The sequence below is a fragment of the Luteolibacter pohnpeiensis genome (genome assembly GCF_016595435.1).
GTDB classification, from domain to species: domain Bacteria; phylum Verrucomicrobiota; class Verrucomicrobiia; order Verrucomicrobiales; family Akkermansiaceae; genus Luteolibacter; species Luteolibacter pohnpeiensis.
This window is the reverse complement of the sequence record NZ_JAENIJ010000009.1, coordinates 121,750-145,390: the sequence shown is the minus strand read 5'-3', so window position 1 is coordinate 145,390 and position 23,641 is coordinate 121,750. Positions and strand designations below refer to the sequence as shown.

Sequence of the window (23,641 nt, the reverse complement as noted above, 5' to 3'; positions counted from 1 at the left end):
AAGACAACGCTCTCAGAAAGGCGAAAAATCGTTACATTTTCGACTCCAAGTCATTGTCCATGTGCATTTAAACGCGGATTGGGTGTCCACGAGTCTTAATGGGTTAATCACCCTAGCGCTTAGCATTTCTGCACCTCACGCCACAATAACTAAATATGGATTTATTGGATTTTTGTGACAATTATTTTCCAAACCATGTTTAGTTAAACGAAAGTTTTCTAACATCATCGCATAACTATTGCCAAATAGCGATAAGTTAGTGCATTGATTCTACGCCTATGACCTCTCATCGGAAGGGATACCGCTTCAACGCTCTATTCTCCTCCAAGAACCGCGCTGAGAATGGCTTGATGGACGTCTTCCGCCGTTTTCACCGCCGTGGCGGAGCCTAATAATACGGGTTGTTCGTCCACGGCAACTTGGTCCCGACCATGCGAGCCTTTGACCAAATCTGCATCCAACGGAATCACATCTAGCAGCCCGCGCAGCCCCAGTTTCTTTTTCAGCAGGAATTTGGCGATTTTCAGCTTCGGCAATTTGATCGCGGGATCGAGGAAGAGCTCACACGGATCATAGCCAGGCTTGCGGTGAATATCGATCGTCCGCGCATAATCCGGTGCCACGGCATCATCTTCCCAAAAGTAATATGTGAACCAGGCATTCTCTTTGGAGATGGCAATCAGATCGCCTGCCCGATCCATTCCCGGACCCGGCTTCCAGGAATCAGATGGATCGCGGACTTCGTCGACCCCCGGTGTGCTGAGAAGAAGCTGGCGAACTTCCTCTTTGATGGATGGATCGTTGAGGTAAATATGGGCAACCTGATGATCCGCGACGGCAAATGCGCGGCACGTTCCGCAGTCCAGCGTTTCAAGGCCGAGTTCGTCTTTCACCTGAATCCAGCCCTTTTTACGAAATAGGCGGTTGAGATGAATCGGCTGATCGACCGCCGAAATGCCGTATTCCGAAAGCACCAGCACTTTGACGTTACGGGATTCGTAGTAGTGGATTAAATCGGTTGCAACCTTGTCGATTTTCCCGAGCTCATCCGGAATGTTAGCGGCCTTCGGGCCGTCTTTTTGCAAGGGGTAATCGAGGTGCGGCAAATAGACCAAACTGAGGGTTGGCTGGTGCTTTTCTTCGACCCATTTTGCGGAAGCGGCGATCCACTCCGAAGAGGCGATCCCAGCAGCTGGCCCCCAGAATGCGGGGAACGGAAACGCGCCGAGATCTGCCTTGAGTTTTTCCCGCATGTCCATCGGCTGGGTGTGGATATCGAACACCTTCCTGCCATCCGCCGGATAAAGCGGCCGCGGGGTGATCGAAAAATCGACATCCGCATACATGTTGTACCACCAGAAAAGCTTTGCGCATGTGAAGCCGGGAACTTCGCGGCGCAGCTTGTGCCAGAGCTTCTCGCCACGGACGATGTGATTGCTTTGCTTCCAGAATTTCACCTCCGCCGCTTCACGGTCATACCACCCGTTTGCTACGGCTCCATGTTCTTCAGGCGTTTTGCCTGTGACCATTGAGGATTGCGCGGTGCAGGTGACAGCCGGAAACGCGGGTCGATACGACTGCAGCCCGTGCTTTTCTGAAAATTGCCGAAGTCCCGGCATGTGCTCACTGAGCAATGAGCGGGATAGGCCTACGAGATTGATGACAGCGACACGCATGCAGATCGAATTTTTCAACTGGTGACCAGATTCACTGGGAATCTGGACAGAGCACTTGTCGATCATATCCGACGGAGGTCAATGCCGGGTTTTATAGCGAGGTGTCTGAGAGCTTTCCCTGCTTGTTGTTAGGGCGCTTCAGGTTGACCAAGACGATAGAAATACTGGCTCTTCCCCGGAGCGACAAACGGAGTCAGGAAGAGCCACGGTGATCCATCGACGGATTTCTGTTCCAGCCCGACGCCTTCGGGCAGGTCACTGCTCCAGCTGGACAAGTCCTCACTTGCTTCCAACGGCGATGTCCACCCGGCAGCTTCTGCCAGCGCGGACCGTGGAAAGCCGATCGTCATTTCTCCGCTATCCGGGTGCGCTCGCATCTCAAATGAAATGGAACTGGAATGCAGGGGATCGGTTCCGTAGTAAAACTCACTGGCGGTATCCAGACCATCACCATCGAAATCTTCCTCGGTGTTGATTTGATACCATTTGGTATAGGAATCATAATCCGTGACCATTTCTTCAGGCACCGCTTCGATCTGGTAATGCGCCAATGGCACGACTGCAGATAATTCCTCAAACGGGAAATAAGTTTCCTCGAGCTCAAGAGTGCTCTCAATAAATCCTAGATCATGAATGCGAGGATTAACAAACGCACCGATCGAACTGGCGGCGTATACACTCGGATAAATCAAATAGGAACCCCGATCGGCACTAGAATCATCCGCATTAGGCTGTTTCATGCCCGATAAATCATGAAATCGAAGCAACCCTTCGTTTGGCAATTTCATGATCAACCGGCCCATGGAGTTGCGAGCTTCATTTCCCCAGGGAAGAACTGAACTTGAGAAGCCAGCAACGAGTACGCCATCTGTCGTAGGATAAATGGCCGCCAATGCGTCGACATTCGTGCCACCAAACATGGCATACCGCGTCACTTCCATTTTGTCAGAGAGCCGCGCGGTAAAGCCATACTGTCCATTGCTCAATGATGGAAGATTTGCTCCAGATCCGATATGTCCGGCAATCCACAGATGCCCCTCTCCCCACGTCATGGCGTCGATGCGATCCAGAATGGTTTCACCATTGTTAGGAATCGGGTTATCGTTGATGCCTCCCATCATGGAAAGTTCCACTAACTTTTCCGAGGTGGCAGAACCCAACATGATATTTCCCAACCACTCTCCATCTGAGGTCATCTTGCCAATCGTAATCGTCGGGATTTTATCGAGAATGTTATTACCCCAGACCCCTCCCAAATACAGTGTGCCCTCTTCATCCTGGGCTACATGGGTAAAGGATCCGCCGCGCGACCAGAGAATCATTTTTGCCCAAATCAAGCTGCCGTCATCTCCATCGACCTTCATCACAAATGGACACGCAAGTGTGGGACCATCAACATCAGCATCCGTGTAACCCACTATGATGACGTCTCCTTCTGGAGTTACGAGAAGATCTTTGGGTTCACCGATACCTCCGGTTTCCGCTTGCTGATAGATTTTCGTCCATAGCAAATTGCCGGAATCGTCATACTTGAGCAGGAAGAAATCATTCGGATTGCTGCCGTCTGCATGCCAGGCCGTGACAAAGTATTCGAGGGTTCCCTCTACAGCTCCAGGTCGGCAGCCTAACGATGGCACACCAGAATCCCCCGGTTTTCTTTTTTGATTGTGCCAGAGACGCTTGCCATCTCCATCGTAGCGGGCCAAATCGATTTCACCGGCTGTGACGGTCACAAATCCGCCATCCGGGTGAGGCAAAGCGCCGGCAATCGCCGCAGCCTGGTGAGATTTTGTCCAAAGGAGCGCACCTTCTGCCGTGTAGCGCGAAACTTCCGTGGCTGCACCTACCAGGAAATCCGTCGAGTTTGCCAACGGGAAAATAAAATGGTTCAGCAACCCACCGCCAGTGTTCGGTACTTCCAGAATCCGCGCCCAGCGGGTGTTCGCCCCGGAAATCGGCCTTATCCCGGGATTGTCCGGTAGAGTGACGCTTTGAGTAGTGCGGGCGACAGAGCGGGACAACTCATCGGTAGAATCCAGATGGAATAAAGATTTGGTATCTATGGTCGTTTCTTCATCGAGCAAGTTGACTAGATCGAGAAGGTCCAGTTCGACTCCCGCCAAATATTCCAATTTTCCATCGAGCGTCCACCAGGGAGAGCCACCTGGCTTGATCTCCAACTCCCCGCCGATTTTGACACCAAAGGTGGGCCCGACACCGATGGAATCCACCCCTAACCTGCAATACAGCTCTGCTTTCGCCCATGCAGAAACATTGGCACCGAGCTGGTTGAAGATGGCTGGAGCCGAGATCGAAGGCGGCTCAACCTCGAAGCTCTGTTCGTAAAACGGTTCTCCATCTACCACTCCTGCCGTACCCGTTAGAGAGATCGTGGATTGGATTGGGACCGTCAATGAGGTCGGCACATTGACCAGCGCTCCAACATCAAGGGACAATACCGGACTGAAAGTCAGTCCGGACGGTAGGACAATGGTGAGGAGCGGAAGGCTGAAGAGTTGCTTTTCCTGATCCACCAGAGCCGCACCCTCATTGTTGGCTGCGGCATCCATCTCGACGATCATAGATGCATCTACGGTTAAATCCGTAGTGACCGTGAACCGGCTGACTTCGCCATCGTCGATGCGGAACTCGATGTCGAACTCGGCGGGTCGAATGAAAATGGAGCCGGAAATTTCGATCCCGCCGGGTATGACTGTTTTGTTGAAATGAATCGGCTTCGCCGTTGGAATAGGTGAACCATCCAAGCCCGCGTTGACAGCGAATCCACTCGGATGAGAGGTATCCACATGATCCTGGACGGTGCCATGCTTTACCATTTCCAGCAAACTCATCGGCCAGCGGTTAGGATCTGTAATCAAACGCCCCCGGCCATAAATAACACCGGCTTCTCCATACGGCATGGGCTTACCCACTAGAAATGGCAAAAAAAGATCAAGACCCTGTTTGTAATCACCAGTGATATTAGTGCTGATCAATCCCGAATCTTTGATTGTATCTGCCAGTAGTGGAAACGGGTATACATCACGATTCACCAGTAAGATGGTGCCGGGTTTCAAGTCACTCGGCCCTCCAAAAGTAAGAGGTGTCGAATCAGGGCCCTCCCACATGGCTAGAATTTCGTGGAGCCTTTGTTCGGTTAATAGATCAACTGGATACAAAAAGACCCATTGCTCCCGACCGTGTGTCGTGAAGCGCGAGCCATCCAAAATCGATGCAATGAACTGATCCACATCCGCATCTGCCACTTGCACGGTGATATGATCGCCCGCTTCCTCAGGAGCCGATGTCTCATCAGTCATGATCTGGCCATATGAGAGCACGCTGTCACTGGTCGAGCTGCCACCATCTACGATCACCACAGCCGGGCCTCCTTCGAAGGTCTCAGGAATCCGAACCGTGATCCCATTCCACGGGTTGACCGAAACATTTTTAAGCGAAGTGGTGACCTGAAGCTCAGTCATTCCATTTCCCAATGAGGTCTGCGAAATCACCGATGGTGATACCATCTGAAGGCTCGGCGAATTGGTGTAGAATGTCCCAATCAATGGGTGGGTGTATTCGCCCTGGGGCGGGATGTACTCGGTTGTTGTATCTTCGCCGATCTGGAGATCGTAGGTAGATTGCCGGATCGTAGAATCAATCCCAATCGGATCAGCATAGTCGGTGGCACTGATCAGGCGGTAGGTTCCTGGCTCCAAGGTATCGGTGAAACTATAACCGAGGAAAGGATCAGGAGTTGTTCCCCGGGTGGAATAGGTAAAAATGGAAGACCATTCTCCATCTTCAGCTTTTTGCAGACTTACCATACCCTGGGCAGGGCTCTTGATTTCACCGCTCAATGAAACCGGCATGGACGATCCAGTGATGCTGAATTCCGTGCTGATTTCTGACGTTCCGGTCGCTACATTCGTCACCTCTGAGGATGCATCCGGCGTCCAGCTTCCCGTCGCATCCGCCTTAATGTTAAGCAACTGACCTCCGATGATTTGGAGAAAATCGATACTGGGGGCATAAACGGTGTGCGCATTCTGAATTCCACTGGTGTAGGTCGTGGTCAGCGTTCCATTTTCGTTGGAAGTGCTCTCCGTTTGAGTATCCAGGGTCGAAGCATTGGTATCTCCATTGAGATTGATCTCGGTATCTACCACCAGTTCGCCGATGGTTGATGTAATATCCATGCTGGATTCCGCATGTGAAGACGCCGGGGCGACATCCGCCAAACAAGCGGTAGGAATCAACAACACACCGATTAAGAGATGCTTCATGAATTTGGGATAGTTTGCGGTTCTTTATCCTTCAATGCATTTGCTGACCAACAAAAAAATTCACTTATCTCTGATAGGTTCATTCCGTGAAAACAATTAACTATTCCACACTTTCAACCATTGAGAGCGAGACATCACATTTAGATAAACTGCCACATTCCTATCTAACGACAGATTTTGATAATTTCCTAAGAATTGCATCATGAATTTATCAAAAATCATGTAATCCCGATCGCAAACCTATCTCGCCGCATCTCCGGTTTTCCAGGCTCACCTTATATCGATTGGCTCGTTACCGATTTTGGGGCATCGGTCTTTAGCCAAACCACCAGTTCTCGCATTCGTGAGTCGGTTATTCCGCGCCTGCCGGCAAGCAAGGCAGAGCGGACTATTTGCCGTCTTTGGCAATGAGCGGTTTGAGCGTCATATCCTTGATATTCAAACCCGTCCCTATTCCTTGGTAAGAGAATGCCAATTCGCCAACATTCGGGTCGATTGGAATATGAAAAATCGAATGATCATCTAACAAAATCTCCACTTCGTCATTAAACCGAACGAGTTGGATTTTGAAAAAGTTCTCCTTCGGGGTAAGGTTATCGCCCATCTTCACACCCGTTTCCACAAAGGGTATCCTGTGATGAACTGAAACCGCTTCCCCAAAACTCGGGCCACCCATCAACTGCACGACCCGGTCACCTGTGAATTCATGATCTAACTGGATCCTGGCGACGACGCGATAGTCCTCGTAAGTTGGGACCTGTTTGGCGCTTTCCGTCTTCCCATCCTTATCGATCAGATTGAACTTCAATAAGGTAAATCCTTCGAATAGGACTCCTGCCCGGAAGGGCGCAGCATCCTGATATGCCACATGAATTTCCCAAATCGCATTTTTCACCGGCTGGGATGACGCGAAGGCATTGAAAACATAGCGGCCTAGCGGTGCACCGCCTTGGAAGCTGCCATTGCGAATCGAATCCGCATCAAAGCCTCCATAGCCTGTGCTCCATGCGACTCTCTCGGTCTTGATCAAGGGCATCAAATTCCCACCTTCTTCTGTATGCGATAGAATCGAAGGATGCGGTCCTGCTTTGGCCCAAGCTTTCCATGATTTGATGGTAGATTCTTGAAACCTCCTTTTGACTCCAGCGAATTCATGCATGCATGAGCCGAATAAATCAAAGTCTTGAAAAGCCAGCGCCTGCGTCCGAAGAAACGGCAAATAGAACCTTGGAATGAGCTGAGGATCCTTCGGTAATTCCTCTAACAACGAGTTCAGCAATTGCTTGGATTGCTCAGCCTTGCCTTGGTCATAAGCCATCAACATCCCGAAGGACTTGGTGAAAGTGGAGGGCTTCATCCCTTTTTTAACCGCGCGGAACAAAGCCGTTTCCGACAAATCCTGATAGCCATTTTGCCATGCCACGCAGGCGACTAACATATCGGCATCCCAGGAACCACGTGTTAGGTTTTGCAGCATGTATTGCTCTGGGCGATACCCATTCATGCTGGTGAATCCAATGCGCCCGGGCTTGAAAGAAAACTCCTGGCGCTTCCCATCCGGGGCAACGACCGAAACCACACGCTGTCCGGATTCGTTTGCTACGATCCCTAGGTCACGGTAGAAATATTCTTCACCGTTCAGCTTGTAAATGATCGAACCCATTTGCAGTCCCTGTTGAGATGCTTGAGTACCATCATCAACTGTCGCCACAATCACTCCCCAGGTGGGGAATGGCGAGTGCTCCACTTTTTCTGGATCAATCCTATCCTTTGGAAGCAGGGAAACTGCTTTTTGATAGGCGGCATCATCAAGCACTTCACGAAATTCGAAGGCTTTTAGATCCGCAGCAGCCAGTTGGCAGATTGAAATCGTAGCAACAATCGGAATGATGGCGGTTCGATAATTCATAACGTCCGAAATAATTCTTCCGTTTGTTGCATAAAACCAACAGTGCTGGAAAGAGGAAATCTAGATCCCTCCCCGCGAACCGCATTCATCGCGTAACCCGTTTAGCGCCGCTTGCGCGGTTTTTTGGGCGTAAAGTCGACCTTTTCCGGCAAGAAAACCTCGGGTTCATAGCCAGGATTCATCCATTCGATCTCACCGTGCAGCGCTTGCATGTACTGGAAATGGCCACCGAAATCCTCCGGCGGACAGGCGCGTTCACCTTCGATGATCTTCGGTCCGCTTTCACTTTCGACCTCCTCTTTGCTCTCGAACACGACTTCATGAATCCATTCGTCGGCAAAATCATAGCGGTAAAGCAGGCGCAGCGGCAGTCGCTTGCGACCAATGTAATCCGCTATCGTAATCTTCAGCTCGTCCTGGAATTCACCAATCGTCTGGTCCTCCAAGCCAACCGGACCAATCACATCCACCAGGCGCTTTCCCTTGCCATGGCGGAATTCATGCGGGCTTTTATTTTCCCAACCCATCGCCGCCTGGATCGCTTCGTGCAGCATGCCGAAGGTCGCCTCTGTGGAAATAGAAAATCGCCTCCAGATCTGCGGCTGAATGCCGTAGAGGAAAACTTTTACCACCACCCGTGAACCGCTCGATTTGGACATGGCAGCATCATGGGGAACTCGCGCGCCAGAATCAAATGGGAATTATCTACCTCAGCTCACGCACCATTTCTGCCACCCGCCCACCGGCGACGTCCCAATTCAGCTGCTCTTCGTACTCGTTGAATGAACTGCGGCAGAGCGATTCATAATTTCTCCGCGATCCCAGCTGGCTACCGATGTATTCGGCATACTCTTCTCCACCCGCTTCGAGTGGGAAAAGCTGACCATTCACAGCATTGCGGACCACACTGGAAACCCCACCCGTATCCGCCGCGAGGGAGGGAAGTCCATACGCACTGGCTTCTGCGTAAACCAATCCATAACACTCTGCTCTAGAAGGCACGATGAGGAAATGAGCAGCCGTCAGGAGTTGCTCAAGCCGGGCTCTTCCTTCTGCGGATTTTTTGGAAATAAAGCCGTGGCGAATGACAAAATCCGGGGTCAATCCAGGCGGCTCACAACCCACCACGTGCAGCTCCGTCCGCAAACCCAGAGCATTCAACGCGCGCGCGGTCTCCAGCGCGATCGATCCACCCTTGCGCTCCCACTCGACGCCGATGAACAGCAATTTGCAACTGCCCCAGTCTTTTTGCTGGAGCATTTTTTCCACCTGCTCAGAGGTCCTTCGGCCAACCAAATTGGCGCCGAAGGGCACAACCTTCACCTTTCTCGGATCCACATCGTACTGCTGGAGCGCCGTGTCCGCTGCCCAACGCGAGGAATAGATCGCCAAAGAACAACGATCCAGCGCCGCCTGCTCCATCCGATTTCCATCCCGTCGGCTCTGTCGGCAAAGCTTCGAAAAAAGTCCGTAATAATCGGTGAGTCCGGCAAATGTCGCATCGGTCCAAAACACAATCGGCCGATCCGTCTCCAAATGCGCCAGAGGCACCGTGCCCGGGCTGAAAATCACATCGGGATCAATCCGGGCCAATCCCGCCTCCACTTGCCGCGCGTAGTGGTCCAGCACCTTCGGCGCGCGATTTCTCACAAATCGTTTCCGCGCCAGATAGCGGTAAGCCAGCTCCTTGATCTTCCCGGCAACCCTGCCGCATTCCTCCAGCCCATCCGTCGTTTCAACCTCGAAATCAGCGTCTTCCAACGCTTTTCTGATATAGAAAACCAGTCCCGACCAGGCGTGGACGTCATTGGAGGCGTAGGGACTAACGTAGGCCAGCTTCATCGCTGATGCGAAAGAACGGAATCCACGCGCGGCATTCAATCCCTAAGTCGAGAAGCTGAACTTCGCTCGCCACTGGACGGCATCCCAAGCCGCCCTTATAACTGCGAAATGCAAACTCAGGAGACGTCTCGGCAACCCGAAGCAAAGGCCTCTGCAACCATCGCAAATTCGCATCGCGAGCACTTCAAATTCCGCCTGCCGGCCCCCCATTTCGCCCGTGTTTTCGGCAACGACTGGTTCGCCCTCCGCGCCGAAGCCTTCGCCCGCTTTTTCGGCACGCCGACCTTTCTGGTCAGCCAAACCGTGGTGGTTGGCGTGTGGATCGGGCTGAACGTCGTCGGCCTGGTGCACTTCGACGTCTATCCCTTCATCCTGCTCAACCTCGCCTTCAGCTTGCAAGCCGCCTACGCGGCTCCTCTGATCCTGCTGGCGCAAACCCGGCAAGCGGATCGTGACAAAGCCCACTCCGACGCCGATGCAGCGCACCGCGAGGCGATTGCCATCATCAACGACGAACGCCTAGCCGAGTCCGCCCGCCAAACCGCACATTTGTTAGAACTGATGCAGAAAAACAACGAGCTCACCGAGCTGACCAAAACGCTCAGCGAGCGCATCGAAACACTCACCGCAGAAGTCCATCGCCACCTGATCCCTGGAAATTCTGATACCCACGCGTGAAGTTTTTAAATCCAGCGGGTGGCCCAGCATTTCCTCAAGCCGGGCTTGTCATCACTGTCCGGGTTGGAGAGACTTGCGCGCACCGTCAGACCCGCTGGCGGGACGATCTCCGCAGCCACTCACATGCATTTCCTTGGGATTGAAATCAGTCACGGCGGCACCCGCGCCGTTGCCATCGATCTCGAAGCGGCCTCGATCTCTGCCGAGGCCTGGGTGCCGCACGCCTGGATCGAAGGCCTGCCCTCCGGCTACCGCGAGCAGGATCCGCTGAAATGGATCGAGGCAGCGGACTCTGCCATCCGCCAATGCCTGGCAATGCTCGGCGAGGAAAAATCGCGAGTCGCGGCGATCGGTGTCGCCGGCCCACAACGCGGCTTGGTGATGCTCGACGCCACCAACCGGATCGTACGGCCATCGAAGTTGCAAGGCGACACCTCGGTGAAAAAACAGGCGGATGAAATCGCGCGCGCTTTTGGTGGAGCACCGGGTTTGGTGGAGCTCACTGGACAAGCTCCCGGCATTGATTCCGCCGCTGCCGAATGCCTTTGGCTCAAACAGCACGAGCCCTACCATTTTCAACGCGCCACCAGCTTGCTCACCGCGCAGGATTTTATTTCCTACTGGCTCAGCGGTGAACGCAGCACCGATGCCGGCAGCGCATCGACGACCGGACTTTTCGACCTGCGCAGCCGCAGTTGGTCGGCGGATTTGATGGAATTCATCGATCCAAAGTTGGCGGAACTTTTGCCGCCGGTGATCGCATCCGATCAGCCACGCGGCAACCTACGGGCAGCGCTTGCACGTGAATGGGGCCTATCGGGCGAAGTGCAGATCGCCCCGGGCAGCGGCGCTCCCATGCTGGCGACGCTTGCCGCCGGTTGCGTGACGCCCGGGACCGTGGCGGTGGAGCTGGGAAACATGGGCGTGGTCGCCGGAATTCGCGACGAACCGGTCATCGATTTCCGCAGCGAGGTCGCCGCGCTTTGCAACGCCGCCGGAGGCTGGATGGGCTTGGGAACGACAGGAAACGTCGCGATTGCCCCGGAAATTCTGCGCCGCCACTATGGGTGGTCGCACGATGAATTCGAGGCCATGGTCGCCAGCGTTTCACCGGGTGCCGATGGTCTACTACTTTTGCCGTACTTTTCCGGTGAAGTCATGCCGCGTTTGCCGGAAGGCTGCGGTGTTCTCCATGGAATTACTCCGGCGAATTTCACTCCGGCGCATCTGGCGCGCGCAGCGGCGGAAGGCGTCGCACTCGGCCTCGGATATGCGATGAGCCGGTTGCTCGATCTCGGATTTGATCCACCGGAAATTCGTTTGTTAGGCCCCGGTTCCAGCCCGATGATGCGGCAGCTTTTGGCCGATGTTTTCGGCGTCCCGGTCGCCCCGGTATCGAGCCATCAGGGCGCGGCGGTTGGCGCGGCGATGCAAGCGGCGGTTGCGTTTTTCAATCACAGCGGCGAGCCTCTGGGCTTCAGCGAGATCGCCAGCTACCTCGTTTCCGGCGATCCAGAACTCCGCTGCCTGCCCGACCCGCAAACTCACGAACTTTACCAGCAATTGATGTCACGCCAGCAATACCTCGTGGACACGCTTCACCCGGCTGGCTTCCTGTAATGGCAAAATCCGGCGAAATCCGCGAAAGTCGAAAAGCCAGCGCACTCGGCGTCCTGGCGGGTTGGATCATGCGCGGGCTTTCCGCGACCCTGCGCTTCGAGGTTAACGACGAGTGCGGCGTCATGAAACGCGGCGGCCCGGTGCCGGCACCCGCGATTTTCGCGCTTTGGCACAATCGCATCGTCGTCATCCCACCGATTTGGCGGAAAACCTTCGGTCGCTTCCGGCCGTGCGTGGTGCTCACCAGCGCCAGCCACGATGGAGCCACGCTTGCGCGCGCGATGTCGGTGTTTGGCCTCGGCGCGGTCCGTGGATCTTCCTCACGTCGAGGTGCGGCTGCACTCATCGGGCTCAAACGCGCTCTGCGCGAGGGTAGTGACGTTTGCATCACGCCAGATGGACCGCGCGGGCCACGTTACGAAGTGCATCCGGGCATGGTAAAGCTGGCCCAATCCTCCGGCGCGCCAATTGTCCTGATCCATGCGACTTTCGAATCCGCCTGGCGCCTGAAATCCTGGGACCGGCTGGTCATTCCCAAACCGTTCAGCCGGGTCCACATTACTTACGGCCCGATGCTCGAAATCCCGTCGAAGCTTGACGAAGCCGCGTTCGAGGCCGAATGCGAACGGGTCCAAACCGCTCTCCGCCAAGGCACCGACGATGCCTGATTTTTCATCATCAACCCATCCCTGAAATCCATGTCCTCTCCTCAAATCCTCGATGGCAAACTGGTTGCCGCCGCCGTGCTCGACGAATGCCGCGCCGAAACCGCAGCCCTCCAAGCACTCGGCGTGACGCCCGGACTCGCCGTCGTTTTGGTCGGGGACGATCCAGCTTCGAAAGTCTACGTCGGCTCGAAAGTCCGCACCTGCGCCGAACTCGGATTTCACTCGCGGAAGATCGAGCTGCCCGCCGAAACCACGCAGGAACAGCTGCTCGAAGTCGTCCGCGACCTCAACGCCGATCCAGCCATCCACGGCATCCTCGTCCAGTCGCCACCGCCGAAGCACATCGATGAAGAAGCCATCGTGCGCGCGCTGGATCCATGCAAGGACGTCGACGGATTTCACCCGGAAAATGTGGCGAAGCTGGTGCTGGAAGACCCGACCGGATTTGTCCCATGCACCCCGGCTGGATGCATGAAATTGCTCGAAACCTCTGGCATCGAAACCTCCGGCGCTGAAGCTGTCGTCATCGGCCGCAGCATGATCGTCGGCAAGCCGATGGCGATGTTGCTGGTCGCGAAAAATTCGAACGCCACCGTCACGATCGCCCACTCACGGTCCAAGGATTTGCCCGCCATTTGCCGCCGCGCGGACATCCTCATCGCTGCCGTCGGCCGTCCGGAAATGGTCAAGGCAGACTGGGTCAAACCCGGCGCAGTGGTGATCGATGTCGGCATCAATCGGGTCACCGACGAGTCAAAAAAATCCGGCTACCGTCTCACCGGCGATGTAGCCTTCGAAGAAGTCGCGCCGAATTGTTCCGCCATCACTCCCGTGCCGGGCGGCGTCGGGCCGATGACGATCGCGATGCTGATGAAAAACACCCTGCAAGCCGCCAGACAGCTTTCCGGGGTGAAGTGAGATCCGCAAACCACCTGTATCGTCATGGCGAGGTTCGAAATTCAGCCACCTGAATATCCGCTTAGCCATGATGCCTTCAAAACTGCCCTGATCACCGGTCACGGCCGGGTGCTCGTCCACGCCAGGAATTTCAAGGATGTCTTTGATCGGGATGAAATTCTCCAAGCTGCATCAAACTGTTTGGTGTATGACACTCAGGTCGAAGGATTTCGGGAATGGTGGCTCGCTCAGCTATGCGAGGCAGCGAGTGTGGTAGAGACAGTCATCGGATGGTCACCTGCAGATTCGACGAAAGATAGGAGTCAACGTGCCGCGCTTTTGAAAGAATTCAGCAAGATGGGATACCAGGCCGCGTTACCAGCCTTGTATGCCATGTGCCGCTTCGAACCATCAATCGAGATGATCGTCGGTTGCGAACAGTTGATCGAACTCGACCGCGAATCGGGACTAATTCATGCGGCAAATCAACAGGGTCAACAGCTGGCACAGGACCCAAGTGCGTGGGTCACATCGCACTTGTTAGATTATTATGATGATCTTTACGGAGAAGGGCGAGCAATAGAGGTCCTGGCGGCGGCCGGAGTCGAACATCCATTGATCCAAGTTTACCTGGAAAAGTTGCATCGGTCTGAAGAGAATACGCAAAATTGTTTTCCGTCTGCGGCAAATCCGATCGAGATCGAAGATATAGCGACCGTACTCGAAATTGTTAGAACCTCGACCAAACTACATCATCGACTGTCCAGATGGGGCAGGCAAACGACACTGGAAAACCGGGAGGAAGTAGCGAAATTGCTCGATTCCTCATATCCGTCGATGGTGCTAGCCAATGCGCTTCTGATTCTGAGCCACACCGGATTGCCATCTTTTGATGCAAAACACCTTGGTTTGGTTTTTCATGAAAACGAGACGGTGCGCGCCTATGCATGTCGTGTCTTTTCCCATCATTCTGCTTCTGAAGTGCGGAAGGCTGGTCTCACCCTGCTCAAACGCCGCGAGGTGGAAGCCGGAATCGAGATGCTTCAACGCAGTGCACGCTGCGAAGATCTCCCGGTGATCCTTTCTGCCCTCACGGATATCCATCCTGACGAAGATCTTCACGGAGTGGGATGCCATTTGGTCGATCTCATCGAAACCAACGAAGCGATCCGCGATCCGCGGATTCCCCATTTCATTTATGAAACCTCTCCGTGCATGCATTGCCGCTTGAAAGCGATCAACGCCTTGATGGCGTGGAAGGCCTGCCCATCGTGGCTTCTGGACGAAGCAAGCTATGATGGCTCAGCAGAGATTCGATCTCTGGTGAAGGATTGTTCCTGAACCCGATCATCATGATGGATTCCCCAGCATTGGCTGGAATGGGTTCAATCCTCCTCCTTCACCAGGCGGATTCCGTTTTCTTCGATGACGATCTGGCCTTTTTTGAAGAGGGCGCCGATGGCCTGCTTGAAGGTCCGCTTGCTGACGCCCAGCTCATCGTTGATCTCCTGGGCCGAACTGCTGTCGCTGATGTTCCAGAACCCTCCGCGTGCCTGGAGCTCGCTGAAGATTTGCTCTTCTAAATTCCCGACCCGTTGGCGTCCCGGAGCGTGCAGGGTCAGGTCAATTTTTCCGTCAGGGCGCACGTCTGCGATGTAACCCTGAAGCTGCTCGCCCGGCTGGAGCGATTGGAATACTTCGTTCGCAAACAACAGGCCACTATGGGTGTGATCAATGATGGCTTTGTAGCCGAGTGGTGTTTTGCCGTAGGGAATGAGACTGACGGCTTCGCCACCACGCCAAGGCGGCGGGGTCTGATCCAGATAGCGGGCGAGCCGGGTGGAAGCGGCGATGCGGCCTGTGTTTTCATCCAGATAGACCCGCACAATATAAAACTTGCCCGGCACCATGCGGACTTTCTGCTCACGGAACGGCACCATCAAATCTTTTGGCAATCCCCAATCCACGAACGCGCCGACATCCGTGACCTCAACCACCTTGAGCCTGGCAAACTGCCCGGGCATGGCAAATGGCTGCTTCAAAGTCGCGACCGGCCGGTCCTCGGAATCGTTGTAGAGGAAAACATCGACCTGCCCGCCGATCTCCCACTTCACCGGCATTTCGCGGCGCGGCAGCAGGATTTCTCCCAAGTCGCCGCCGTCCAGAAACAGACCGAAGTTTTTTTCACGCAGGATGGTTAAAGTGGCGCGTTCGCCGATGTGAGCCATGCGGGTAGATTCGCCCGCCACGAGCCGAACGTCCAACTCCGAATGCCTGGATCGCCTCAGCGATCCTTTTGACATTCCCCGGACCATACCCGAAGAATGAGCCATGGTAAGCATCGAACCAATCGGCAGCGCACGGAGCAAATGGGGTGAAGGACCAATCTGGTGGCAAGGCGCCTTGTATTACGTCGATATCGAAGGGCACCAAATTCATCGCTTCGATCCGGAAAGCGGCGGCGAATCGGTTTGGGACGTCGGTCAACGCGTCGGCACCGTGGTACCTCGGAAAAATGGCGGCCTGGTTTTCGGTGGAGACACCGGACTCTATTTCCTGGATGAAGCCAGCGGAGAAATCACCGCCATCGTCGATCCCGAACCGGGCAAGCCGGACAACCGGATCAACGACGGGAAATGCTCACCCGATGGACGATTTTTTGCCGGAACCATCAGTCTCGCCAAGAAAACCGGCGACGCCCGACTGTATCGGCTCGATCCGGATTTGTCGCTCGAAGAAGCCTTCGGACCGGTCACCAATTCCAACGGCATCGTCTGGAATCCGGATGGCACCACCGTTTACTACATCGATACGCCGCGCCGCGCGGTTCTGGCATTCGACTATCAGGATGGGGTTTTGCGCCACCCGCAAACCGTCGTGGATACCAGCCACATCGATGCCTCACCGGATGGCATGGCGATCGATGAAAACGGTCACTTGTGGATCGCTTTTTGCCACGGTGGCTGCGTCGTTTGCTTTGATCCTGCGACGGGCCAAGAAATGCGCCGGATCGAAATTCCATGCGTCGAGACCACGGCATGTGCCTTCGGCGGTCCCGATCTCAGCGATCTTTTTGTCACCACGGGCCAGCATAAAACCCTCGTCGAAGAACACGCGGGCCGCTTGTTTGTGGTGCGTGGACTTGGGGTCCGCGGTCTTCCCAGCAATGCATTTGCGGGATAATGAATGCGCTTTTCTTAAGCATTTCTTAATTTAAGGAACAATTCCCGGGTGATGCGGCGTTTACCTAGCGTTAGGTTATGAGCACCATGAAACTAAATCCAGCAACCACCATTGCAGCACTCGCCGTCATTGGAACGGGGGGATTTTTTGTCGGACGTCTGACATCGACCTCAGCACCAGCCCCCGGATCTGTTGAAGCGAGGGCGGATCGTTACCTGAACGGCCGTTCTTCATCCAACGATTTCCGCTCAACGGCTGAGCGATCACCCAGCCGGAACAGCGGCGATCGCTCCAGCACTCGGACCATGGGTTCCCAGTCAAAAGAGCAGAAAATGCAGCACCTGGACGAGATTGTTCGCGGTGAAAATGCGCTGGAACGGAATCGAGCGCTGCTTGATTTCATCGACCACCTGGCACCCGGAGAATACGAAGATGCGATCGCTCATTTCCGCGAAATGGGGCTCACCCGTGACCGTCTTGGCGAATATTCACTGCTTTTGACCGCTTGGGCTGAGGCAGATCCAACGGCCGCACTTGCCTACGCAAACGAAAACACCGGTGGGGGCTTCGCTCGTGACACGATCATGTCTTCATGGGCCACGAAAGATCCGGAAGCCGCCATTCGCTGGGCTCAAGCGAATTACACAGGTGATGGTGCGAATCCCTATCTCATCGGTGTGATTCGTGGCATTTCCGGAACGGACACGACGCGTGCGACTGAACTTCTCACCGGCATGCCATTCAGCGGCGAGAGAGGTGCTGCTTTGCAGGCCATGATGCCGCATATTTTGAACCAAGGCTTTGACGCTGCAAGCAGCTGGATCACCAGCATCGATGATCCGAAACTCCGGAATGGTGCGCTGATGAGTGCAGCGAGCCAATTGGCACAAGAAAACCCGGAAGCTACGGCCAAACTGCTCCTGGATAACCCAGGGGATGCCACCGCGCGTCGGCTCGACGATGTGTATGCGGAATATATGGAAAAAGATCCGAGTTCCGCCATGTCCTCATTCCTCAGCCTCCCAAGTGGGGATCAGCGCTCGGACGCTCTGCGCGGCATCGTCAACAACGTCGCAAATAGCGACCCCAAAAAAGCAGAAGCGTTGTTGAACCAATATTCGGGTGATGTGACGGATCGAGTCGTGGAGCAATTTGCCTGGAACACACAAAATTCCGATCCTGCAACGGCGATGAACAACATTTATCGCATCAACGACGAGCGCCAGAGAAACCAGATGTATGACCGGATGCTCGGTCGCTGGATCAACCGTGACCCAGCCAGCGCGCAAGCCTGGATGCAGTCCAACCAACTGCCTGAAAACATCCAGCAGCGCGCTTTACGCCGCCTGTCTGAACGCCAGCAGTAACGGATTAGGGGCGTTTGGAGTTTTCCCGCCCCGTCCGCTCCGCCAGATTGACAACCCGTCTCTGGCCAGACACCTTGCCTCTCATGGACACGATGAAAATTCTCCTCGGGGCGACCATCGCTCTCCTTTTTGCGGCGGTAGTTCTTTCCTGGAATAACATGACCCAGGGAGTCAGAAACGCCCCCGCAGATGAGGTGGCACGCCTGCGCAAGCAAGTAGACGAACTGCGTGAGCAGCAAGACAAACTCCAGATGGAGAAGCTGCGAGCAGACACCGCACCAGCTCCGATCCAACCTGCGGCGCCACAGCCATCCGACGCAGATATTGAGGCCATGAAAGCCGAACTTGCTGCTAAAGATGCGGAGCTCGCCAAAATTCAGGAGGAGAAAGACAAAGCAAAGCGCGATGCGGACACCTTTCGTGATGAAGCCGGTTTCGTCGGACAGCAAGTGCTCGAACAAAACGACAATGAATTGCGCCGCGCACGCATGATTCGCAATGCCCTCCTGATCGGCAAGGTCAAGGAATACGTCGAAAATCCAGAATATGGAACTTTCATCACGGTAGACATCATGATGCCTGACAACGTGCAAGTCGGCAGCATTCTCGCGATCCGCCGTAACACGGGGATTCTTGGCCAAATCAAAATTTCCGATATCACACCTGATGGTGCGATCGCTAACATGATGCCAGGATTTGGTCAGATCAAACCGGAGATCGGTGACGAATTGATCTTCCCGCCTCGATTCTGATTCCGGTAACCGCGCTGTCTTCTCAGGAGAAGTTCAGCGCATCCATGTCAAAGACCACCGTCACGTCATCGGGTAACGTGGTCTTTGCCAGCACCGCTTGCACGTGGCGGGTCAAAGGCCGTGCCCGCATGGATCGCAAGGTGATCTGAAAGCGGAATTGCCCATGCGAGCGGACCAATGGCGAGGGCAGTACTTCGCCCAGAACGATCCCTGCAGGCGTGTTCTCCGCCAGCCGGTGATGAAGGGTCTGCAAGGTGAACTCAGCGCGTCTCTCATGCGTTGAGCGGGCTGTTAGAACCGCACAGTGAGCATAGGGCGGGAACGAGAACTGGCTTCGAAATTCCATTTCCTGCTCAGAATACCCGTCGAAGTCGTGCCTTCTGGCATATTGGATCGATGGCGAGTGGGGTGTGAAGGTTTGCACGATCACTTCCCCAGCCAAGTCACCCCGCCCCGCCCGGCCTGCCACCTGGGTGAGTAGCTGGAACGTCCGCTCCCCTGCCCGGAAATCAGGAACATGCAGCCCCAGATCCGCATTTAAAATGCCGACCAACGTAACGTTCGGAAAATGCAGGCCCTTTGCGATCATCTGGGTTCCAATCAGAACATCGGTTTTATGGGCCTTGAAGGCGTTCAGTGTGTCTCTAAGCGCATTCTTTCGCCGCATCGTATCGGCATCAATTCGCGCAAATTTCGCCTGCGGCAAAACCTTCGACAAAACCTCCTCCACGCGTTGCGTGCCATAGCCTTGCATGGCGATGCCCGGATCTCTGCACTCCGGGCATTTGCGCGGAACGATCGATTGGTAGCCACAGACATGGCATATCAATCGTTCATCGGTGCGATGATAGGTCAATGCAACCGCACAATGCGGGCACTGGCATACGTGCCCACAAGCATGACATTGCAAGGACCTGGCAAACCCGCGGCGATTTAGAAATAAGATCGATTGCTCACCTTTCTCTAACCGCTGCTCCAAGGCGGTTCTCAATTTATCAGATAAAATGGCAGGCGCTCCTTTATGCTTTCCGGACCCCAACCGCATGTCCACGACGCGGACCAATGGCATGGATTGGCCGTCAGCCCGTTGATTGAGGCGGACCAGTTGATATTTGCCTGATTCACAGTTATGCCATGATTCCAGGGACGGAGTCGCTGAACCAAGCACCACGGCACATGGCTCAAATGCAGCGCGCAATACGGCTACATCTCGCCCATGATATCTGGGAACCACGTCCTGCTTGTAGGAGTTTTCGTGCTCCTCATCCACCAGTATCAATCCCAAATCCGGCAATGGCGCGAACACCGCTGAACGAGCTCCAATCACGATCCTCGCAATGCCTTTGCGTATCCGATGCCACTCATCAAACCGCTCTCCTTGTGAAAGATTCGAATGCAAGACAGCCACTTCCTGCTGCATGGCTGCAAACCGGGCCTTGAACCGTCGTACCGTTTGCGGAGTTAATGATATCTCGGGAACTAATACTAATACCGTTTTCCCAAGATCCAGCGCTCGGCGGGCTGCTTGCAAATAAACTTCCGTTTTGCCGGAACCGGTGACTCCTAACAATAATAATGGCTTGGCATGTTCCGGATCCGCCACCGCGGACAAAACCTCATCCAATGCGCGTTGCTGCTCTTCATTCAAATCGAGTGGTTTTGATTCGAGAATCTCTTCCACCCCATCAGCATCAGGATCACGCCGGATTTCCTCGATCTCCAGCCTGATCCAACCGGCTTTTTCTAACGATTTCAATGAGGCTGAGTTTCCCTCACCCAAATCCGCCACCGGTAATTGCTGGTCTGTGGCTGCACCTAACAAAGTCAGAATCGCATGCTGTCTGGGTGCCCGCTTTTCCAACCGCTCCATGGTCACCGGGTCTACTGCTTTGGCGAGTATGGCGATCCTGCGTGTCCTTGCCGAATGCTCCTCGGTCCGGACTGATTCAGGAAGAACGGATCGGATTACGGATTCAATACTACATCCATAGTAGTTTGCAATCCAGTCTGCTGTCTTCAGCAGGACCGGTGTGATCAATGGCTCGGGATCGATCAATGCTTCCAGCTCACGGACGGCAAATTCGAATTGATCTGCAGACACCACCGAAAGAACGGTCCCAATGGACGATTTTTTCCGCAAGGGTACACGAACGCGACAGCCTGGCTTCACATCGAGGCCGACTGGGATTGCGTAATCGAAAACAAGCTCCGATGGGCCGTCGATCAGAACGCGAGCATTCACTCGCAGAGGATTGCCTCGACCCGCTTTACCGGCAAGACGTATCCGGCAGAGAACTTCATCAATCCAACCCCACTCTCGGATTCCACCAAACTTGCATCCACCGATTGCAAACCCAGAAGATTAGTTCGAGAATCGGCCATGCAGACCGAAGCCCATTTTGAGACTCACGAAGAGGTTATGTTTTTCGACACCGATTGCGGCGGAGTCGTCCACAATATTGCCTACCTCCGAATGATCGAGACATGCCGTACGCGTTTGGCAGCAAAGCTCGGGATGGATCTCGCAACCATGGCCTCCACTCAACAATTTCCCGTAGTCGTGCGAACCGAGATCGACTACCGCCGTCCTGCGAAATTGGGCGATTGGCTAACCATCCGAGGCCGCCTGTCTGAAGTCTCAAAAGCTCGATTCTGGTGCGAATTTGAGATGTTGAGAGATCAGGATGGATCGATTTTGGTAACTGCGCGCCAAGCCTTGGCCTTGGTGCAAATGCCTGAAGGGCGACCCATGCGTTTACCGGCGGAATGGGTAAAGGACTGGACCACCTCGCTTGTCACAACAACCTCGTGAGTGAAATCATGCTCAGGCGTCGTGATTTACTTCTCGATCACGACGTTCCAACCAAACCGAGAGAATCGCAATATCCGCAGGGGTAATTCCTGGAATTCTGCCCGCCTGGCCGAGCGTTGACGGGCGTATTTCCGAAAATCGGATCCGAGCTTCCGTTTTCAAGCCCCGAATGGCGGCGAAGTCCGTATCCGCCGGAATTTTCCTACCTTCCTGGCGGGTGAGACGATCGATCTGAGTTTGTTGGCGACTGAGATGGCCTTCGTACTTGTAGTGCGTCTCGATGAGCGGCCAAAGTTCCACGTGGAACTCTTTGGTAATCTCACTCGGTAACTGGGACCATTCGTTATCGTGACGACGCAGCCATTGATCCAATTTCACTCCTTCATAGGTGGTCTTGCGAATCCAAGGGTCTGCTCTTTCGAGTTCAGCCGTTTTTTGTCGAACCCGCTCAACCCGCTCACCCGAAGTCAGACCAAAACTGGCGCCACGTTCGGTGAGACGTAGATCTGCGTTATCCTGCCGCAACAACAAACGATACTCGGCACGACTAGTAAACATCCGATATGGCTCGGTGCAACCACGCGTCACCAAGTCATCAATCATCACCGCGAGATAGGCTTCATCGCGACCTAAGACGAACTCAGGCCGATTCAAAACCTTCAATGCAGCGTTCGCACCAGCTATCAATCCCTGCCCTGCTGCTTCTTCATAGCCGGAGGTGCCGTTGATTTGGCCTGCAAAATAAAGCCCGCTGATGCGTTTTGTTTCGAGGGTCTTCTGCAATTGGGTTGGTGGACAATAGTCGTATTCCACGGCGTAACCCGGACGGAGAATTTGACAGTTTTCCAAACCTGGCACCGTGCGGAGAAAATCGAGCTGCACTTCGTAAGGTAACGAAGTCGAAACCCCGTTCACATAATACTCCAGAGTGTGCCTTCCCTCTGGCTCCAGGAACACCTGATGGCGCTCTTTTTCAGCAAATCGAACGACTTTATCTTCGATGGACGGACAGTAGCGCGGGCCGACGCCTTCAATCACTCCACAATACATGGGCGATTGATCCAAATTGTTCCGGATGATTTCGTGGGTGTGATGATTGGTGTACGTCATCCAACACGCAATTTGTTCCACGTGGAACGAATCATCTCCCCAAGGGTTTAGTGTGAAAATATCATCTTCCTCTTTAACCAGCCGATCCGACATAAAGCTGAACCGTGGAGCCGGGGTATCACCTTCCTGTTTGTCGCATTTCGAAAAGTCGATGGATCTGCCATTGAGTCGGCATGGCGTCCCGGTTTTGAAGCGATCGATTTCAAATCCAAGAGCTTTCAAGGAATCAGAAACCGTAGATGTCGCATCGCCCATTCGCCCGCCCTTTTCATTGCGTAAACCAACATGCATCAACCCTCTCATGAAGGTACCCGCGCTTAGGATCACGGACTTACCGCAGATTTCCATTCCGAGTGACGTCGTGACCCCCGTAACCTGATCATTTTTGGTCAGGATCTCTGCCACGTTTCCTTGATGCAGTTCAATGCCAGGCGTGCCTTCAAGTTCACGCTTCATGCGGAATTGATATGCCTTCTTATCACATTGAGCCCGAGGTGCACGAACCGATGGCCCTTTTGAAGCGTTTAACATCCGAAACTGAATGCCCGTGGCATCAGTGTTCATTCCCATGGCTCCGCCCAAGGCATCGATCTCTCGAACCATGTGCCCTTTCGCCAAGCCACCGATGGCGGGATTGCAGGACATCTGTGCAATTGAATCCAAGTTCTGCGTCAGGACGGCAACCTCACATCCCAATCGTGCAGCAGCCAAGGCGGCTTCAACACCCGCATGACCCGCTCCGATTACAATCACATCATAAGTCTTTGGATACTTGAACATTTCGGCAGACGCGCACCATATCGCAGCTTGCTCCACCCACAAGCACCGAAACTGAAAGTTC

Annotated in this window: 17 protein-coding genes; 9 read left to right on the top strand and 8 right to left on the bottom strand. The window is 54.3% G+C overall.

Annotated features, from left to right (window positions below):
- Nucleotides 1-314 precede the first annotated feature (314 nt).
- The 5 genes from JIN85_RS07925 to JIN85_RS07905 all read right to left on the bottom strand — a co-directional run bounded on the left by JIN85_RS07925 (nt 315) and on the right by JIN85_RS07905 (nt 9,713).
- On the bottom strand, nt 315-1,676 hold the full coding sequence (locus tag JIN85_RS07925) for an alkaline phosphatase family protein (RefSeq protein WP_200269386.1): 1,362 nt from the start codon (nt 1,674-1,676) through the stop codon (nt 315-317).
- Between the two features lie 128 nt (nt 1,677-1,804).
- Nucleotides 1,805-5,962: a PQQ-binding-like beta-propeller repeat protein gene (locus tag JIN85_RS07920; protein WP_200269384.1), complete on the bottom strand. Its 4,158-nt coding sequence runs from the start codon at nt 5,960-5,962 to the stop codon at nt 1,805-1,807.
- A 388-nt stretch (nt 5,963-6,350) separates the two neighbouring features.
- Nucleotides 6,351-7,871, bottom strand: coding sequence for a PDZ domain-containing protein (locus JIN85_RS07915; protein ID WP_200269381.1), 1,521 nt, complete (start codon nt 7,869-7,871; stop codon nt 6,351-6,353).
- A 101-nt stretch (nt 7,872-7,972) separates the two neighbouring features.
- The gene (locus JIN85_RS07910; RefSeq protein ID WP_200269379.1) at nt 7,973-8,530 is read right to left on the bottom strand and encodes a plasmid pRiA4b ORF-3 family protein; all 558 of its coding nucleotides are present in this window, start codon (nt 8,528-8,530) and stop codon (nt 7,973-7,975) included.
- A gap of 46 nt (nt 8,531-8,576) precedes the next feature.
- Nucleotides 8,577-9,713 (bottom strand): glycosyltransferase family 4 protein, encoded by a 1,137-nt coding sequence (locus JIN85_RS07905; protein ID WP_200269377.1) that lies wholly within the window; start codon nt 9,711-9,713, stop codon nt 8,577-8,579.
- 108 nt (nt 9,714-9,821) lie between these two features.
- Here JIN85_RS07905 and JIN85_RS07900 point away from each other — a divergent pair, with 108 nt between their 5' ends.
- Genes JIN85_RS07900 through JIN85_RS07880 form a run of 5 tightly spaced genes read left to right on the top strand, consistent with a single transcriptional unit; the run spans nt 9,822 to nt 14,917 of the window.
- A complete protein-coding gene (locus JIN85_RS07900) occupies nt 9,822-10,391 on the top strand; it encodes a DUF1003 domain-containing protein (RefSeq protein WP_200269375.1) in 570 nt (189 codons plus the stop codon).
- Nucleotides 10,392-10,409: 18 nt separating this feature from the next.
- Nucleotides 10,410-12,011, top strand: coding sequence for a xylulokinase (locus JIN85_RS07895; RefSeq protein WP_200269373.1), 1,602 nt, complete (start codon nt 10,410-10,412; stop codon nt 12,009-12,011).
- Nucleotides 12,011-12,679, top strand: a complete 669-nt coding sequence (locus tag JIN85_RS07890; RefSeq protein WP_200269371.1) for a lysophospholipid acyltransferase family protein — start codon at nt 12,011-12,013, stop codon at nt 12,677-12,679. The genes JIN85_RS07895 and JIN85_RS07890 overlap by 1 nt, the downstream gene beginning before the upstream one ends.
- A 30-nt stretch (nt 12,680-12,709) precedes the next feature.
- Nucleotides 12,710-13,597 carry a bifunctional methylenetetrahydrofolate dehydrogenase/methenyltetrahydrofolate cyclohydrolase FolD gene (gene folD / locus JIN85_RS07885; protein ID WP_200269369.1) on the top strand — a complete coding sequence of 296 codons (888 nt, stop codon included), beginning with the start codon at nt 12,710-12,712 and terminating at the stop codon, nt 13,595-13,597.
- Nucleotides 13,598-13,621: 24 nt separating this feature from the next.
- Nucleotides 13,622-14,917, top strand: a complete 1,296-nt coding sequence (locus tag JIN85_RS07880; protein WP_200269368.1) for a hypothetical protein — start codon at nt 13,622-13,624, stop codon at nt 14,915-14,917.
- Nucleotides 14,918-14,961: 44 nt separating this feature from the next.
- On the opposite strand, the gene JIN85_RS07875 is transcribed toward JIN85_RS07880, so the two are convergent.
- Nucleotides 14,962-15,840, bottom strand: coding sequence for a CvfB family protein (locus JIN85_RS07875; RefSeq protein WP_200269366.1), 879 nt, complete (start codon nt 15,838-15,840; stop codon nt 14,962-14,964).
- Between the two features lie 67 nt (nt 15,841-15,907).
- Here JIN85_RS07875 and JIN85_RS07870 point away from each other — a divergent pair, with 67 nt between their 5' ends.
- The 3 genes from JIN85_RS07870 (at nt 15,908) to JIN85_RS07860 (ending at nt 18,878) form a co-directional block, all read left to right on the top strand.
- The gene (locus JIN85_RS07870) at nt 15,908-16,759 is read left to right on the top strand and encodes an SMP-30/gluconolactonase/LRE family protein (protein WP_200269364.1); all 852 of its coding nucleotides are present in this window, start codon (nt 15,908-15,910) and stop codon (nt 16,757-16,759) included.
- 86 nt (nt 16,760-16,845) lie between these two features.
- On the top strand, nt 16,846-18,126 hold the full coding sequence (locus JIN85_RS07865; protein ID WP_200269363.1) for a hypothetical protein: 1,281 nt from the start codon (nt 16,846-16,848) through the stop codon (nt 18,124-18,126).
- A gap of 92 nt (nt 18,127-18,218) precedes the next feature.
- Complete coding sequence (locus tag JIN85_RS07860) at nt 18,219-18,878, top strand: hypothetical protein (RefSeq protein ID WP_200269361.1); 660 nt, start codon at nt 18,219-18,221, stop codon at nt 18,876-18,878.
- Nucleotides 18,879-18,900: 22 nt separating this feature from the next.
- Here JIN85_RS07860 and priA read toward each other — a convergent pair whose 3' ends face one another.
- The gene (gene priA, locus JIN85_RS07855) at nt 18,901-21,120 is read right to left on the bottom strand and encodes a replication restart helicase PriA (protein ID WP_325108699.1); all 2,220 of its coding nucleotides are present in this window, start codon (nt 21,118-21,120) and stop codon (nt 18,901-18,903) included.
- Nucleotides 21,121-21,258: 138 nt separating this feature from the next.
- On the opposite strand from priA, the gene JIN85_RS07850 reads away from it, so the two are divergent.
- Complete coding sequence (locus tag JIN85_RS07850; RefSeq protein WP_200269359.1) at nt 21,259-21,690, top strand: acyl-CoA thioesterase; 432 nt, start codon at nt 21,259-21,261, stop codon at nt 21,688-21,690.
- 12 nt (nt 21,691-21,702) lie between these two features.
- Here JIN85_RS07850 and mnmG read toward each other — a convergent pair whose 3' ends face one another.
- Nucleotides 21,703-23,580, bottom strand: a complete 1,878-nt coding sequence (gene mnmG, locus JIN85_RS07845) for a tRNA uridine-5-carboxymethylaminomethyl(34) synthesis enzyme MnmG (RefSeq protein ID WP_200269357.1) — start codon at nt 23,578-23,580, stop codon at nt 21,703-21,705.
- Nucleotides 23,581-23,641: the final 61 nt, after the last annotated feature.